Annotated in this window: 9 protein-coding genes; 3 read left to right on the top strand and 6 right to left on the bottom strand. The window is 65.6% G+C overall.

Annotated features, from left to right (window positions below; translation table 11 throughout):
- Position 1: 1 nt before the first annotated feature.
- Genes ACOGI7_RS10380 through ACOGI7_RS10370 form a run of 3 tightly spaced genes read right to left on the bottom strand, consistent with a single transcriptional unit; the run spans position 2 to position 4,170 of the window.
- The gene (locus tag ACOGI7_RS10380) at positions 2 to 925 is read right to left on the bottom strand and encodes a dihydrodipicolinate synthase family protein (protein ID WP_419848686.1); all 924 of its coding nucleotides are present in this window, start codon (positions 923 to 925) and stop codon (positions 2 to 4) included.
- Complete coding sequence (locus ACOGI7_RS10375) at positions 925 to 2,448, bottom strand: sulfatase-like hydrolase/transferase (protein ID WP_419848685.1); 1,524 nt, start codon at positions 2,446 to 2,448, stop codon at positions 925 to 927. The genes ACOGI7_RS10380 and ACOGI7_RS10375 overlap by 1 nt, the downstream gene beginning before the upstream one ends.
- A 51-nt stretch (positions 2,449 to 2,499) precedes the next feature.
- Positions 2,500 to 4,170, bottom strand: a complete 1,671-nt coding sequence (locus tag ACOGI7_RS10370) for a sulfatase-like hydrolase/transferase (RefSeq protein ID WP_419848684.1) — start codon at positions 4,168 to 4,170, stop codon at positions 2,500 to 2,502.
- Positions 4,171 to 4,254: 84 nt separating this feature from the next.
- Here ACOGI7_RS10370 and ACOGI7_RS10365 point away from each other — a divergent pair, with 84 nt between their 5' ends.
- Positions 4,255 to 5,478, top strand: a complete 1,224-nt coding sequence (locus ACOGI7_RS10365) for an amidohydrolase family protein (RefSeq protein ID WP_419848683.1) — start codon at positions 4,255 to 4,257, stop codon at positions 5,476 to 5,478.
- A gap of 71 nt (positions 5,479 to 5,549) precedes the next feature.
- Here the strand turns inward: ACOGI7_RS10365 and ACOGI7_RS10360 are convergent, their stop codons facing one another.
- From ACOGI7_RS10360 to ACOGI7_RS10350, 3 genes are read right to left on the bottom strand one after another with little or no spacing between them, the layout of a single operon-like run.
- A complete protein-coding gene (locus tag ACOGI7_RS10360; protein ID WP_419848682.1) occupies positions 5,550 to 7,082 on the bottom strand; it encodes a hypothetical protein in 1,533 nt (510 codons plus the stop codon).
- Positions 7,079 to 9,949: an ABC transporter permease subunit gene (locus tag ACOGI7_RS10355; protein WP_419848681.1), complete on the bottom strand. Its 2,871-nt coding sequence runs from the start codon at positions 9,947 to 9,949 to the stop codon at positions 7,079 to 7,081. Before ACOGI7_RS10355 ends, ACOGI7_RS10360 begins: the two co-directional genes overlap by 4 nt.
- Positions 9,949 to 12,228 (bottom strand): ATP-binding protein, encoded by a 2,280-nt coding sequence (locus tag ACOGI7_RS10350; RefSeq protein ID WP_419848680.1) that lies wholly within the window; start codon positions 12,226 to 12,228, stop codon positions 9,949 to 9,951. The genes ACOGI7_RS10355 and ACOGI7_RS10350 overlap by 1 nt, the downstream gene beginning before the upstream one ends.
- 131 nt (positions 12,229 to 12,359) lie before the next feature.
- On the opposite strand from ACOGI7_RS10350, the gene ACOGI7_RS10345 reads away from it, so the two are divergent.
- Together ACOGI7_RS10345 and ACOGI7_RS10340 are read left to right on the top strand one after the other, a co-directional pair.
- On the top strand, positions 12,360 to 13,778 hold the full coding sequence (locus tag ACOGI7_RS10345; RefSeq protein ID WP_419848679.1) for a sulfatase: 1,419 nt from the start codon (positions 12,360 to 12,362) through the stop codon (positions 13,776 to 13,778).
- A gap of 15 nt (positions 13,779 to 13,793) precedes the next feature.
- Entirely contained in the window at positions 13,794 to 15,230 is a 1,437-nt protein-coding gene (locus tag ACOGI7_RS10340; protein ID WP_419848678.1) for an amidase, read from the top strand.
- Positions 15,231 to 15,236: the final 6 nt, after the last annotated feature.

Raw genomic sequence — 15,236 nt, 5'->3', positions numbered from 1 at the left:
GCTAGAGCACTCCGAGGCGCTCGCCGATGTCGCGCAGGATCTCTCTGTCGCTGTCGGGCCGAGTGGGCGCGCTGGCGGGCACCGCATCGCTGTGGGCCCAGCCCCGCATCTGCAAGAACGTGGCCGCGCTGTGGCGGTAGGCCGGCACCGGGGGGCGGAAGGTGAAGTGGCCCAAGTACTGGAGGACGTCGTTGAGCTGGTGGAAGCTGGGGTCGCCCTTGGCCCACAGGCGGTCGCGCTCGGCGAATTGGTCGGGGGCGAACGTGGAGAGGCCCAGCAGGTAATCGGAGCCGTACATCACCATGTCGATGGCCAGGTCGTTGCCGGTCAGCACCATGAAATCGGGGCGCACCTCGTCGCGCAGCGCCAGCCGGTGCCACTCCAGTTCCCGGTTGAGCGACGAGTGCTTGGCGCCGATGCACTGGGGGATGTCGAGCAGCCCCCGGTAGGTGTCGAGCGTCACGATGCGGCCGTAGGGCACGAACATGGGGCCGAGCTCGAATCCGATGAACCGTTCCAGGTGGGGAGCGATTTGGCCGTGGGCGTCGAGCCAGGCGGCATCGCCGTGGTCGTTCAATCCGTGTGAAGGGAAGATCACCGGCAGGCCGCCCCGGTCGGTGATCTCCTCGGCGGCTCGCCGATATGCGTCGAGGTCGAACGCCGCCTCCGGCTCGTCGGCCACGAATGCACCGGCCACGAAGTCGCCCCCGGTGACGGCCTCGGCCCGCTCGAGCACTTGCACCCGGGTGTCGGCATCAAGAAGCTGGACGTAGCCGGTGTCCATATTCACCGCCGGGGTGAGCCCCGCTTCGCGGGTGCGGGCGATGTGGGCATCCAGCGAGGCCCAGTCCACCGTGGTTGAGTCGAGATGGGGCAGCAGTATGGCCGACATCCCGGTGATGGCCCGACCAGGCAACACCTGCACTAGTTGTCCACTCCAAGGCGCTCCAGCAGATCTTTGGGGATCCCAGACAGGCCGGTGGATGTGTTGTCGACTGGATGGCGCTCTCGCAGAGTCGCCGCCGCATCGGATCGACCGGTGGCTTCGAGGCGCTCCAGGTACTCGGGCAGGTGCCCTTTGCAGTGGAAGGGGCCGCCCTCGGCAAGCACGATCTTGAGCGGATCGACAGGGGAGTAGCTGCGGGTCATTTGGTCGTCGGTCCACGACAGCAGTTGGTCTCGGCCGTCGGCCAGCACTGAGGGGGCCTGTTCGGCCAGGTCGATGGTCTCGTGGGGATCGGCGGCGATGTCGAACAGCATTTCCTCGTTCCAGGCGGCGTGGTAGCCGTCGTGCCAGGTCCGCAAGTAGAGGTGGTCGCCCCAGCGGACCCCCCGCTGCACCGACCACGCCCCCTGCGAGAGCACTAGGTACTCCCGCCCGCCGTGAGTGCCGGTGCGGACTTCCTCGGCCACCGACTTGCCGTCCCAGAGGAAGGGAACGTCAATGCCCGCCAAATCGACGACAGTGGCCCCGATGTCGAGGTGGTAGAGCAGCCCCTCATGGACTTGGGGCTCGATCTCCGGCCACCGCAGCACTGAGGGGATGTGGCAGGTGGCCTCGTCGGCCCCCTGGTGGTCGGCGTACACGCCCAGCTCGCCGAACGCCTCGCCGTGGTCGGAGGAGACCAAGATGGCGGTGTCGTCCAGCACGCCCTGGTCGGCCAGGTTGTTGACCAGCGTTCCCACTGCGTCGTCGGCGTAGCGGATCCCGGTGTCGTAGCCGTCGAAGGTCTGCTTCACCTCGTCCATGGTCGACAGGTTCCAGGGGTGGCGGGGCGGGGGAGGGCCCCACTCGTCGGGCTTGAACCCCCAGGGCTCCTGAGCGGAATGGGGCCCGGCCAGCGGCCAGTTGCGGGCCCGCACCTCCTCGGTGTGCCATGCCGGGGCCGGGTCGCCTTCGAATGGGTTTCCGTATTCTTCGGGAGTGTTATAGGGAGTATGGGGATCCCACAGGTGTACATGGAGGAACCAGTCTTCCTGCGCGGCGTTGTCGTTGAGCCAGCGAAGCGCTCCGGGCAGCACCTGGTCGGCCCGCTCGCCGCCGAAGCCCCGCATCAGGTTCATCGACTCCATGAAGCCGCTGTTCCACCAAGTGGCCGAGTGGCGGAACGGAAAGCTGGAAATCGAAGCGGTGTGGTATCCCGACCAATAGAAGCGCGACGCCCAGGAGTTGGCTGCGATCGAGGAGAAGAAGCTGCGCTCCGCCCCCTGGGGCCGCAGGTCGGCGGCCATCCCCCCGTGGTTGGCCACCCCGTTGCGGATCCCGAACATGCCGGTGATGAGCGCGGTGCGGCTCGGCAGACAAGGCACGTCGGACGCATAGACGTTGGCGAAGCGCACCCCCTCGGCGGCCAGCGCGTCGATGTTCGGAGTGGTGTTGCGGTGATACCCCGCACAGCCCAAGTGATCAGCCCGAAGCGTGTCGATGTCGATGTAGAGGATTCGCATAGGGGTGTTTCTTTCGCCAAGTGCTTCCAGTATGGGTCATTTATGGGTCATTTATTCGACGACGAACGTGGCCACCGACTCGGGGCTGCGCCGGTAGCCGATGCGGTGGGCGACGGCTCGGATGCGGGTTTCACCGACTGGCAGCCGCAGCGGTTCGTGGTAGAGCAGGCGGCGAGGGGGGCTTCCGGCTTGGGGGTTGTGGCCTAGCGCGGCAGCAAACTGGGCGTCGAGATCGGCGGGCGGGTCGGGCAGAGGGTCGTCTTCAAGGGTGTAGGCGATGGATGCCCCCTGGGTGCTGCTCTGCAGCTGGAGGATGGCCGGGCCCTTGAACGTGCCGCCCTCGGGGCTGGCCTCGGTGCCGTGGTGTTCGCCGCCCACCACGATGAACTTGGGGGCGTCGGTGATGGGCTGCACTCCTCCCGGCCACATCTGGGCCACCATCGTGTTTTCGGGCACCATTCCCAGATCGCCCACGTCGCGCTGCCATTTCTCCAGAGCCGCCCGGTGACGCTCCAGCACCTCGCGGTAGGCCGGGTCGCCAGCCAGATTGTTGATTTCGTGAGGATCGGCCTCGGTGTCGTACAGCTCCTCGGCTGGCCGCTTGTCAGCCATGGCCTGCGCCGGATGGCCTTCGAGCTCGCCGGCCGCGTACAGCCGCCACATCTCCTGCATGATCGGGTGGTTGTTCCTAAAGGAGTTCCACATCATGTAGGGCCGGGCGGGGTCGTAGTGGCGGATGTACTTGAATCGCTGGTCCCGGCTGGCCCGCACGGTGTCGTACATCTCGTCGTAGCGGTCCCGGGAGACGAACACGTAGTCGCGCCCGCCGTGGGCATCGGGGCCGAGGAACGGGCGGCCATGAAGGTGTCGGGGAACTTCGGTGCCGCAGATCGATAGCACCGTCGGCCCCAAGTCCATGGTGCTCACCAGCTCGTCGCTGATCGTCCCCGGCTCGATGACCCCGGGCCATCGGACGATGAGCGGGCTGTGGATGCCGCTGTCGTACGGCCAACGCTTGCCCCGGGGCAGGGGGCCGTGATCGGTCCACACGAACACCGCGGTGGACTCCGCTAGTCCGTCCTCTTCGAGCTCTTCGAGGAAATCGCCCAGCAAGCGGTCGCAATGCTCGATGGCCGTGTACACCTGGGCCAGCGACTCCCGCACTTTGGGGGTGTCGGGGAAGTAGGGCGGCACTTCGATGGAGTCGAGGCCGATGTCGTTGTCGCCGAAGAAGCTCCCCTCCCATCCCGCCATCTCATGGGTTTCGTCCAGGTTGAACACCGAGAAGAACGGCTGGTCGGGATCGGGCCGGTCGCGCCAGTGGCCGCCCGGCAAGTCCCAGGCAGTGATGGGCGGGATGAACTGGTAGTCGGTCTTGTTGCGGTTGGTGCAGAAGTAGCCGGCCGCCCGCAGGTATTCGGGGAAGCAGCGCACGTAGTGGGGGACAACCGCCTCATAGCGGGGAATGCCCTTCCCACCGTGATGGGGGCCGCTGTTGGTGCGCATGTGGTGGGTGCCGAGCGTCACCGGGTGCATGCCGGTGATCACCGCGCTGCGCGATGGGGCGCACACCGGAGCGGTGGTGAAGGCCTTGGTCCAAAGGCCGCCCTCTGAGGCCAGCCGGTCGAGGTTGGGGGTGCGGGCCACCGGGTCGCCGTAGCAGCCGAACCTCGGCGAGCAGTCCTCAAACGACACCCACAAGACGTTGGGGCGTGTGCTCATCCTCGTTTCCTACACCGTGTCAGGGTCTCGGATCATGTTTTCACTCAACGTGAAACTAACCTCGGGCCCCAAGGGAGCAGAACAATGAGCAATACGTCTTCAATTCGCGGCATAACCGACAACGGGCGGTACATCGTAGTGAGCGCCGATACCCATGGCGGGGGCCGGCTCGCCGACTACCGGCCGTACCTACCTTCTTCGCTGCACGACGAGTTCGACGCATGGGCTGCGGAGAAGCTGCCCGATGGCGATCAGACCAATCCGAACAACTTCGATCACAACCAGCGCCGAGACGAGCAGTTTGCCGATGGCGTGGTGGCCGGGGTCGTTTTGCCCAATACCGATACACCGTTCACATTCAATGTGTTCGAGCGGGGGCACGATCGCCGGGAGATCGAGCTCCAATGGGAAGGCTTCAAGGCTCACAACCGTTGGATGGCCGACCATTGTGCCAGTGACCCAACCCGACTTCGCGGGTTGATACAGACCAGTCCGTTTGTTCCCGAGAAGGTGGCCGACGAAATCCGGGCTATGGCGGAGACCGGGGTAATGACCGGCGGCGTGCTGGTGCGGGTTGCGCCCCCCGACGGGACCTTTCCCCAGCTCTACGAGGAGCATTGGGAGCCAGTGTGGGCCGCCGCAGCCGAAGTGGGGTATCCGGTCACGACCCACGGCGGAAACGCGCCGGTGTACGCCCCCGGTTCCGGTCGGGCCGTCATAGAGCTGGCCGAGTACTCGTTTTGGACGAAGCGGTCGCTCACCCAGTTCCTGCTCAGCGGCATCTTCGACCGCTATCGCGATCTCAAATTGGTGCTCACCGAACAGGGGGTGGGCTGGATCAAAGCTGACCTCCCCATGATCGGCTGGTTCGCCAAGCAGGTGAAGCTCAACCACGACGCCGCGGGCGCCGACCATCTGGAGCGGACCACACGGCAGACCTTCCGAGACCAAGTGCGATTTGGCGCGAGCTTCCCCAGCGCCGGTGAGATCGCATCGTTGGGCGACGACGCCGTCCACCACATCATGTGGGGGAACGACTATCCCCACAACGAGGGCACGTGGCCTCACTCAATGGAGGCGTTGCGGGTGGCCTTTGCCGGACGCGACGCCGCCGATGTGGCCCAGATGGTGTCCACCAATGCCGCCGACCTCTACGGATTCGACCTCGACGCGCTGGCACCGCTGGCCTCAGAAGTCGGCCCCAGGGTCGAAGAGGTCGCCCGGCCCATAGGGTCTGAGGACTATCCGACCGACAGCTACTCCCCAGCGTTCACCTTGGGATCGGTTGGGATGATGGCGAACGCCTGACCGCAGTCGGGGTCCGGCGCCGACGAAGCCGGACCCTGTGGCCGTGTACCGGGTGTTTGGTTGGCCGCCTGTCAGCTTCCGGTGTCGATCAAGTCGGAGATGACGACGAAGTCGCCCGCGTTGTCATCACCGGCTTCGGGATCCCATTTCATGAGGACAACGCCATCTCGGGCGTCGTATTTCCCGACTCCCAGCGAGGCGAACGCCTCATTGGGCAACTCGATGGGTCCGAATCCGTCGATCGCCGCCTGCAAGGTCTCGTTGGTCAGGTTCGGTCCGGCCGCGGCAGCCAGTTGCACGAAGAGGTCGAATACGCGGCAATAGCCGCGTACCGGCGTAAACCAGTCGGTTTCGTCTTCCGGAAGCTGCTCGGTGGGTATCACCTCGATTCCCGATTGGCGCTCGAAGGCGTCAATGCAGTCTTCCGTTCGCTGGTTGACGTCATCGCCGGCGTATGGCGAGCCGAGGGTGTAGGCCTCGAAAAAGCTGGGGTCGCTCGAGCCTCCCAGCCCATAGGAGAACGTGGAGAATTCCGCATTGAACAGCTTGACATCGAGGCCGTTCTGGATGAGCTGTTCCACCCCGAAGACGTTGTCGCCATCGATGAAGACGGTATTGATGTCGGCGTTCCGGTAGATCTCCGCGAAGGTCCGCCACACCGCCGCTCCGGCTTGGGTGTCGCCGGACGGCACATCGATCACCGTCCGCTCGGCGATTTCCACTCCGGCGGCCTCAAGGGCAGGGACGAGCACGTTGTCCACCAATTCCTGGCGTCCGGCACCGGAGTGTACGGCCACATTTCCGAGATCGGCGAGCAGCCCAGCTTTGTCCAATGCGGCCACAAATACCTCCAGCACCCGGTCGGTGGCGATTTCCAGGTGTACCCAGGGAGCATTGGCCCGGGCCCGATCTTCGGCGTTGAACGGGGCGCCGAGTAGCGCAGTGCTGTAGGTCTCGGTCACGCAGATGTTTCCCGCCGGCACCCTGGTGAAAGGGCCCAAGACCGCGAACACCTGCTCGTCCTCGGTGAAGTAAACGCAGCCGGCCAGGGAGGTGTCGGTACCGAAGGGCAGGAACTTGTAGGTCACCGTCTCCACCATGCGACCGCAGATCCCCCCGTTGTCGTTCACTTCCTGGGCCAGTGCCTGGAGGATGACCTCATTGTCGCCTCGGTCGAGCTGAACGAGCCCCAGATTGCTCAGCTCCGCGTAGTCGATCTGAGGGGCGCCGACCTTGATGGTCTCCGCGGTGACGCCGGTGGCGGTGGCACTGAGCTCGCCTTCTCCCCCGCACGTCGGCTGGAAGATGGGATCGGAGATGGCCGCCGGTTCCCCGTCCGCAAGGGCGCCGTCCGAGGGCTTTGGGCTGGCAGTGTCTTCGGGGGCTTCGCTCTCCCCGTCGTCTCCCGCGGGTTCTGGTGCATCAGCGCCATTGCTGACGCCAGCATCTTCGGCCGCGGCGGTGCCTTCGGGCGCGGGGGCCTCGGCAGCCTCGGTAGGGGGTGACGCGCCGGGGGCGGCCCCATTCTCATCGCCGGAGTCACCCCCGGCACAGGCCGCAACGAACAGGCCAAAAACTGCGAAGAAAGCGAGCAGCCTTTTCATGTCTCCCCCTCGTTGAAAACAGTAGTCGGCATTGGGAATTGAGCTCCTTCGGCTGAAGCAGTTGCCCCCGACCGGCGGATGGCCCGCTCGTCGGTGCCTAAGTAGGAGGCGATGACTGCGGGATCGGTGCGAACCTCAGCCGGCGAGCCCACTGCGATCACGCGGCCGGCTTCCAAGCAGTAGATCCGATTGCTGATCTGCATGATCATGGGCATGTCGTGCTCGATCACCACCATGGCGGCGCCCAGTTGTTCTTTGATCGACAACAGCAGGGGGGCGAACGCCTCAACTTCGCGCTGGGCCACCCCTCCGGTGGGCTCGTCGAGGCACAGTACGCGGGCCTCTAGAGCCAGGAGGCAGCCAAGTTCGACGATGCGACGGGTGCCGGTGGAGAGCTCGGAGGTGAACTTGTCGGCGTAGGGTCCGAGGCCGAGGAAGTCGGCGACGTCTTGGGCGTGGGCCCGCTGGGCTCGGTCGCGGCGATAGCCGTTGGGCAGGTGGGCTACCGCGGTGGTGAACGAGGTTCGCTGGCGCGATTCCGCCGCCACCGCCAGGGTCTCGAGCACGGTCAGGTCGGGGAAGAGCCGAGACTGCTGAAACGCACGGCCCAAACCGAGCGCCGCTCGCCGGTCGGCGGCCATCTTGTGGATGGGACGGCCTTCCAGTTCGATTCGACCGGAGCACGGGACGAACCCGCTAATGGCGTTCATCAGGGTGGTCTTGCCCGCCCCGTTGGTTCCGATGAGGCCCACCACCTCTCCGGCGTGGACTCGGATCGAGGCGCTGTCGACCGCGGTCAGGCCTCCGAATGTCACTGTCACCTCCTTGGCGACCAGCACCGGCCCGGTGGCGGCAGCAGCGTCAGGTCGGGACACGACGCTGGCCACCTGGCGTCTCGGCGGCGGCTCGGGTTCGGGAAGCCGGGCCGCGTACCAGCCCAGGAAGCGGTCGCGTCCGGTAAGCACCACTTGGGCGAATCCGCCCGGAAAATACATCAAGAGGACCAGCAGCCCGATGGAGGACGTCAAGAGCGGAACCAAGTCGTTGGCGGGCCAGACGGCGGGGAGGCCCACGATCCATAGGGCGCCGAGAATCGGTCCGACCACGGTTCCGGCACCGCCGATCACCGCAATGGCGACAACCTGGATGGAGTGTTCGAGCTGGAACTTCTCGGTCAGCCCCACGGTCACGTACAGCCCGGCCAACAGACCGCCGCCGAGCCCGGCGATCACCCCGGACACCACAAACGCCTGGATTCCCGCCCGGGAGGGCGAGATCGTGTACGCCGACGCGGCAGTGCTGTTGTCTCGCACCGCCAGCCATCGGCGCCCAACCCCGGTGGCTCGCATTCTGGCCACCAGAACAATCACCACCACCAGGGCAATCAGTGAGAAGAAGTAGTAACTGCGCTGGTCGGTCAGGTCGACAGGCCCAGTGGCTCGGGGGAGAGAAACGGTGTAGGAACCGCCGGAGAGGAAAGGTCGTCGCCAGAGAAATTGCTGCCCCAACAAGGCCAACGCCAAGGTGGCAATGGCGAGGTGAAAGCCCCGAATCCGCAACGCGCCCAACCCGATGACCACTGCGACGGCCCCAGTAACCGCCGCGCCCACCAGCAGGGCCAACAGGAAGTGGATGTCGGGCAGGGCCAGCGTGAACGATGCTCCGCCGAGGCCGACCCCGATGTCGCGTCCGGCGACTAGTGCGGCGGTGGTGAGGCCGCCGATGCCGGCTAGCGCGGCCTGCCCCAGCGAGATCTGACCGGTCCAGCCGGAAAGCACCACCAGCGAGATGCCGATCATGGCGAACAGCAGCACTTCGCTGAACAGGAGCTGGCGCGACGCCAGGGTGACCAGGAAGGGGAGAATGGCCGCGCCCGCAATGAGCAGGCCAATGCCGATGCGGGAAGAGTGACGGACCCACCAGAGGCGGGCCACCGCATGGGGAAGCGGACGGGTGGTGGGCACGAACGAGAACGACTCGTCGCTGCCGGTGAGCCGCCGGCTGGCAAGAAGTGTGGTGGCGATGACGATCAAGAAGAGTGATCCGTCGTAGAGCCCTGCGGTAGTCGGCCAGTTGAATACCAGCAGCGATCGGAGCAGCCCCAGGGCCACTCCAGCAATCATCGCCATCGGGAAGTTTCGAAGCCGCCCTATCAGGGCCGCGGCCAGAACCTGGACCAGGGTGGCCGGTCCCAGCGACCGGAAGCCGCTGGGCTGGCCGTTGATCCCCGCCACCAAGATCAGTGCCACCGCGGCCAGCAGGCCCGCGATGATCCAGGTGATGGTCGAGATGACCTTGGGGCTGATGGCGGTGAGCCGGGCCAGGTCGGGGTTGGAGGCTGCGGCTCGAATTGCCCGTCCTTGTGCCGTGCGCTGGAGGTAGTAGGAGAGGGCCACGGTGAGGACGGGAACAACAATGATCACAATCAGCTCGACACCTCGCACTTGGAGCCCGAATCTCTCCCAATCGCCGGAGAGCGCCACTGGGTATCGGTTCGCCATCGACACGTCGATGTCGGGCAGCGCCACCTGGAGCAGCTCGCAGAGCTGGGCGATCCCGATGGTGGCCACCAGGAGTATGACCCTCGGAGCACGGAACAACCGGGTGATCACAGTGAGTTCCAGTGCGGCGGCGATCAGGCCGCCCGCCATCACCGAGATGATGGCCGCGGGCCAGAACGGCCAGCCGTAGGTGAGCACGAGGAGAGCGAGCAGGCTGGCCGACAGCACCCCGAGCGATCCCACCGCAAAGTTGATGACCCCGCTGGCCCGGTAGATCAGCACGACGCCGAGGGCCAGCAAGCCGATGAGCAGGCCGTCGATTACCCCGAAGTAGACGATCTGGCTGGTGAGGGTGAAGGCCAGCATCAGCCCTCGTCCTCATCAGTTGGCAGATCGGTAGCGGCGTCACGGCCCAAGAACACCGCGCGGGCCAGGTCATCGCGCTCCAGGAGACTCTGGGCCGACCCGGTGAACCGCACATGGCCCTTCTCCATGAACACCGCCCGATCGGCCAACGTCAGGGCGACATTGAGCGACTGCTCCACGATGATCATCGTCTGACCGGCGTCGCGGAGACCTTCGACCACGGCCAGCAGGTCTTGGACGACGACCGGAGCAAGGCCAAGGGAGAGCTCGTCGATGATGAGCACCTCCGGGTCGTGCATGATCACCCGGGCCAGCGCCAGCATCTGCTTCTGCCCGCCGCTGAGGTCGTGAGCCAACGCCTTGGGCCGCTGGCCGAGCACCGGGAACAGCTCGAATGCCCGATCTAGCCGCCCGGCGATGTCGGGCTTGGTATCGGCGTCGCTGCGGATGATCGCCGCCGATGTCTCGAGGTTCTCAACCACGGTGAGGTGGGGAAACACCCCTTGGCCGCCGGGCAGCAAGAAGATACCCTCCCTCACCCGCTGCTCGGGCGAGGCCAAGGTCATGTTGCGGCCGTTGAGTCGCACGACGCCCCGGGAGGGGATGCCCAAACCGGCGGCCACCCGCAGAGCCGTGGATTTGCCCGCTCCGTTGGTGCCGAGCAGCGCCAAGGTCTTGCCCCGGGCCACTTCGAGGTTCACGTCGAACAGAACCTGCACTGGGCCGTAGGAGAAGTCGATGTTGTGGAGCTGAAGCACTGGTATGTCGCTGGGATCAGCCCTCATCCGGTCTCGCTCGGCCTTCTCTTCCCGAATCTCCTCTACCACCAAGGTGAGGTCGGCCCGGATGTGTCGGGCGCCGTTGATGGTCAACAGACCGCCGATGATCATGGCTCCGGGAACAACAGCCAACAGGGCAGTACGGGGCGAGGTGGCGTCGGAGATGAGGCCCATCAGAATGGCCCCGCCGAGACCGCCGGCCCCAAAGACCAGCGACATGCCGATGGCTGACCCCAGCGCCCGCATGCGGTAGGGGTTGATGTGGGCCAGAGTTGGCCCCAATAGCGACAGGGCCGGGGCGGCAAACAGCGCTTTGAGCCCGGCCATCACCGCAAAGGTCACCGGTGATGGCATCAGCAGCTGGAGCACGGTGAAAAACGCCATCGGGAAGAACAGCGACCCCAGCAAGGCCATGGCCTGCGGCGGGGTGCGGCGGTAGAAGCCGTCGTACCACTTGGCCACGAAGGGGATCATGAACAGGGCGATCACGCCGGGGGTGCTGTTGGCCAGGGCCCGCTCGAACGGTCCGAGGTCGAAGCGCTCGTCGAGGTAGAGATTGAGGAAGAGCCCGTCGGATATCAGGCTGAAGCCGAGGGCCACCGCGGCCATCAACGCCCACTTCATCGTCCGCACCTTGAAGAGCCGCTGGAAGGCGGCACCGAGCGAGATGGGCCCCGGCTTCATGTCGGTGAGCGTCTCGCCGATGGCGGAGCGCTGTTCGAACTGGCCCCGCGGCGGGTCGTTGAGGAACAAGATGGCCACGCCGACGATCAGCGTGGGGACCGATGCGGCGATGAACCCCCAACGCCAGGCGTCGTCCCCGCCGATCAACGAGACCAGTCCGCCGACGGCCAGCGGCGCGATGAATGCACCCGATCGTCCGGCCACATCCTTGGCGGCATACACCCGGGCCCGGGCCTCGACGGGATAGCTGTCGGCCATGATGGCGCCCTGCACCGGATGGGTCTGCGATCGGCCGAACGCGATGGCGCAATTGACGATGAAGAACCAGAACGCGGTCTGCACGAATCCGAGCAGCAGGGTCATCGCCGACCAGAAGATGGTAGCCAGAGCCACCAATCTGGCCCGGTTGCTGTTGTCGGCGATCCGGGACAGCAACAGGCCGCCGGCCACGATAAATACGTTGCCCCCGGCGGTGATGGTGCCCAGCACGGCGTCGCTGACCCCCAGCGATTCTTTGATGTCAGGGCCCAGGAGCCCTAATGCGCTGATTCCAAGGGCGTCGGTGGCGTCGAGGGCTCCCAGCAAGACGATGGTGGACACCCCACCAATCGAGATGGCCTCTTTCAGCGAGATTTCTTTGGCGCCGACGCCGGGAAGCTGATCGTCGTCGAGGATCACCGGTTCTGCCGCCAATTCCGCCTGGCGCTCAGCCTCCGCGGCCAAGATCTGGTCGCTCAGGACGCTGGTTGCGGAGGGATCGGCATGATCCCCTGCCCCCTCAAGTCGTGTTTGCTTTCTGCCGACTCGTCGCGGCATCCGGGACTCCTCAGCTCTGTCGGCGGCTCGCGGACTCCAGATCCCCGACGCTACTGCCAATGTTGTTGTACACTGTATAATAGTCGATGGGAGCTATCGTCAGCCAGCGATTGGTGGCGTCTAGGAGAGTCATGGGCCCCAAGAAGCCGAACGTCTTGTGGATCATGTGCGACGAATTGCGCTCCGACGCGGTCGGCATCTACGACAACGAATACGCGCCGATCAAGACACCCAACATCGACTCCATCGCTGAGGCAGGCGTGCGCTTTGATCGGTTCTACGTCGACTCGCCGGTTTGCGTGTCGGCCCGGTCGGCGTACAAGTCTGGGCTGTTGCCGACGACCACTGGGATCTACCACAACCACGGTCGAGGACTCGGTGCCGCGGTCCCGGTCGAGTCGTTCACCGAAGTCTTCACGCGGGCCGGCTACCGCACGGTCAACCTCGGCAAGGAACATGTCCCCGACGCTCTCCTCGGGTTCGAACAATCGGAGTACGACGGTGCCGACCAGCTTGAGCTGTTGGTCGCCTTCGGTGAGAACCGTGGCCGGCTCGGACTGATCACCAATGGTGTGAGCATTAACGCCGCGACCTGGCCTGACGGCCTCGCCTTCCCCCCACGGCGTCTGACCGAAAATGCGGTGGGCTGGCTCGAACGGGACCGCCCGACTGACCAGCCCTGGCTGCTGCGGGTCAGCTTCCTCCAACCTCACACGCCGGTCGTCGTGCCGGAACCGTGGGCGTCGAGGTACGACGACGCACCCTGGCCCGACTCGTTCGACGCATTTGGCCCAACGGAGGGGCTCTCGGAATTCGAGCGGGTCTTCGGGCAGGTTCCACCCCGCGACCTCACACCGGAACAGATCGTCGCCGCCCAGTCCCGCTACCACGGCCTTGTGAACTGGATCGACGACCAGATCGGAGAGATCTTGGCGGCGCTGCACCGCCAGGGTCTGCGAGGGGACACGATCGTTGTGTTCAGCAGCGACCACGGCGCGCACTTGGGCGAGCTCGGCGGGGCCTACTCAAAGCAGATGTTCTCGCCTTGGTCGCACCGCGTTCCCTTCCTGTTGTCGTGGCCCGGCGAGCTGGATGCCGGCGCGATGAATCAAGAGCTCGCTTCCGGGGTTGACCTCGGTCCGACGCTGCTGGACCTGTGCGGCCTCGAAGCCCGAATGGGGGACGGGCGGTCGCTGGTGTCTGGCGACGAGCCGGATCACCTCATTTCGGCCATTGGGTACGGACTCCCGGGAATAGCCGCAATGGCTGCCATCGGCGTGGGCTACTGGACCGGCGGTGGCGGTTGGCCGCAGCGCTTCTGTGTCCGCACCCGCCGTTGGCGCTACGACCGCTCCACCCGGCGGGACGGTAGGACGCTCCCACCGGACGAGTTTGACGCGTTCCTGGTCGACTGCAACGCAGATGCCCGGGAGGGGCACAACGTGATCAGCGAACATGCGGCTATTGCCAGCGAATTCGAGGCCATCGTGGCCGCGACCTACGCGACGGCACCGCAGACCTCTATTGAAAACTGGCAGAACGCACTTTGACGGAAAGGATCGGCGATGACTGAGATTGGAGCCTTGCTGGATTCGGCGGACGCCACGGAGATCGCGGCCACCGTCCGGAGCGGAGCTGTGGATCCGGTTGAATTGGCAGAGGCGGCGATTGGACGGATCGAGGAGCGAAACCCGGAGATCAACGCGGTGATTGCCACGTGCTACGACTCGGCGTTGGAAAGCGCCCGCAACGTGGATCGGGACGCGCCGTTCGCTGGCGTTCCGTTTGTGGTGAAGGACTGTCGAGCACGGCTGGCCGGCGTTCCCGAGACGTGGGGTTCAAGGCTGATGGCGGGTGCTGTTCCTGACGAGGACAGTGAGTTGACCAAGCGTTATCGGGCGGCGGGGTTTGTGATCCTCGGTGTCACGAACATGCCGGAGATGGGCAAGATGGGCACTACGGAGCCGGCCGCCTATGGCCCGACTCGCAACCCCTACGATCTCGGCAAGTCGCCGGGCGGGTCGTCGGGCGGCACGGGCGCTGCGGTGGCGTCGGGCATGGTACCCATCGGCCATGGCAACGATGGCGGCGGGTCGATCCGCGTCCCGTCAGCCGCGTGCGGTCTATTTGGATTGAAGCCGAGCAGGAGTCGAGTGACGGGACATCCTGGGCCCACGATGATGTCGTATCCGATGGGCATCGACCACGTGATGACGCGCTCGGTTCGGGACTCGGCGCATGTACTCGACCTGACCGCGGGGCCGGTTCTGGGTGACCCTTATGAGATCTCCTCGCCGGCGGCGTCGTGGCTGTCGTCGCTCGAGACGAAGACTGGTCCGCTGCGGGTAGGCGTGGCCAGCCACTCGATGGAAGGGCCTGCATTCCACCCGATGTGTGCTGCGGCCCTCCAGCGGGCAGCCGGATGCCTTGAGGGGATGGGTCACCACTTGGAAGTAGCAGACTTGCCGGTGGAGCCCGGCCTTCTCGCGACCTTGGGCGGGTTGATGGCCGCCGCGACCAAGGTGATGATCGACGACCGGCTCGCCGAGCTCGGCCGCGGGCTCGAAGACGACGACCTTGAGCCGTTCACTCGCTACTTATACGACCTCGCGATTGGATTCGACGGCGCTGATGTCATCCGAGGACTTCAGTCCGCCGAGCTGATCGGACGCAAGGCGGCAACCTACTTCGAGCGGTTCGACATCTTCCTGTCGCCGACCACCAGAACGGTCGTTCCCGAGCTCGGCGTATATGACACGAGCAACGTCGACGCGTTGCTGCCGATCGCCTCAACGCCAGCGAGCGAGACCGCGGTCTTCAATGTCGGCGGGCAGCCAGCGGCGTCGGTTCCCATGGGCCATGACGAGGACGGTGTGCCGCTTGGCGTTCAGGTGGCGGCGCCCTTCGGCCGCGAAGACTTAGTCCTGGCCGTATCACGGCAGCTGGAGCAAGCGGCTCCGTGGTCGACGGCGGCCGTGTGGCCGGCCCGGCCGGCTGCGTAATCGTGT

The organism is Candidatus Poriferisocius sp. (assembly GCF_965204145.1).
Taxonomy (GTDB): Bacteria; Actinomycetota; Acidimicrobiia; order Acidimicrobiales; family Bin134; genus Poriferisocius.
This window is presented reverse-complemented; position numbering and strand designations above follow the sequence as displayed.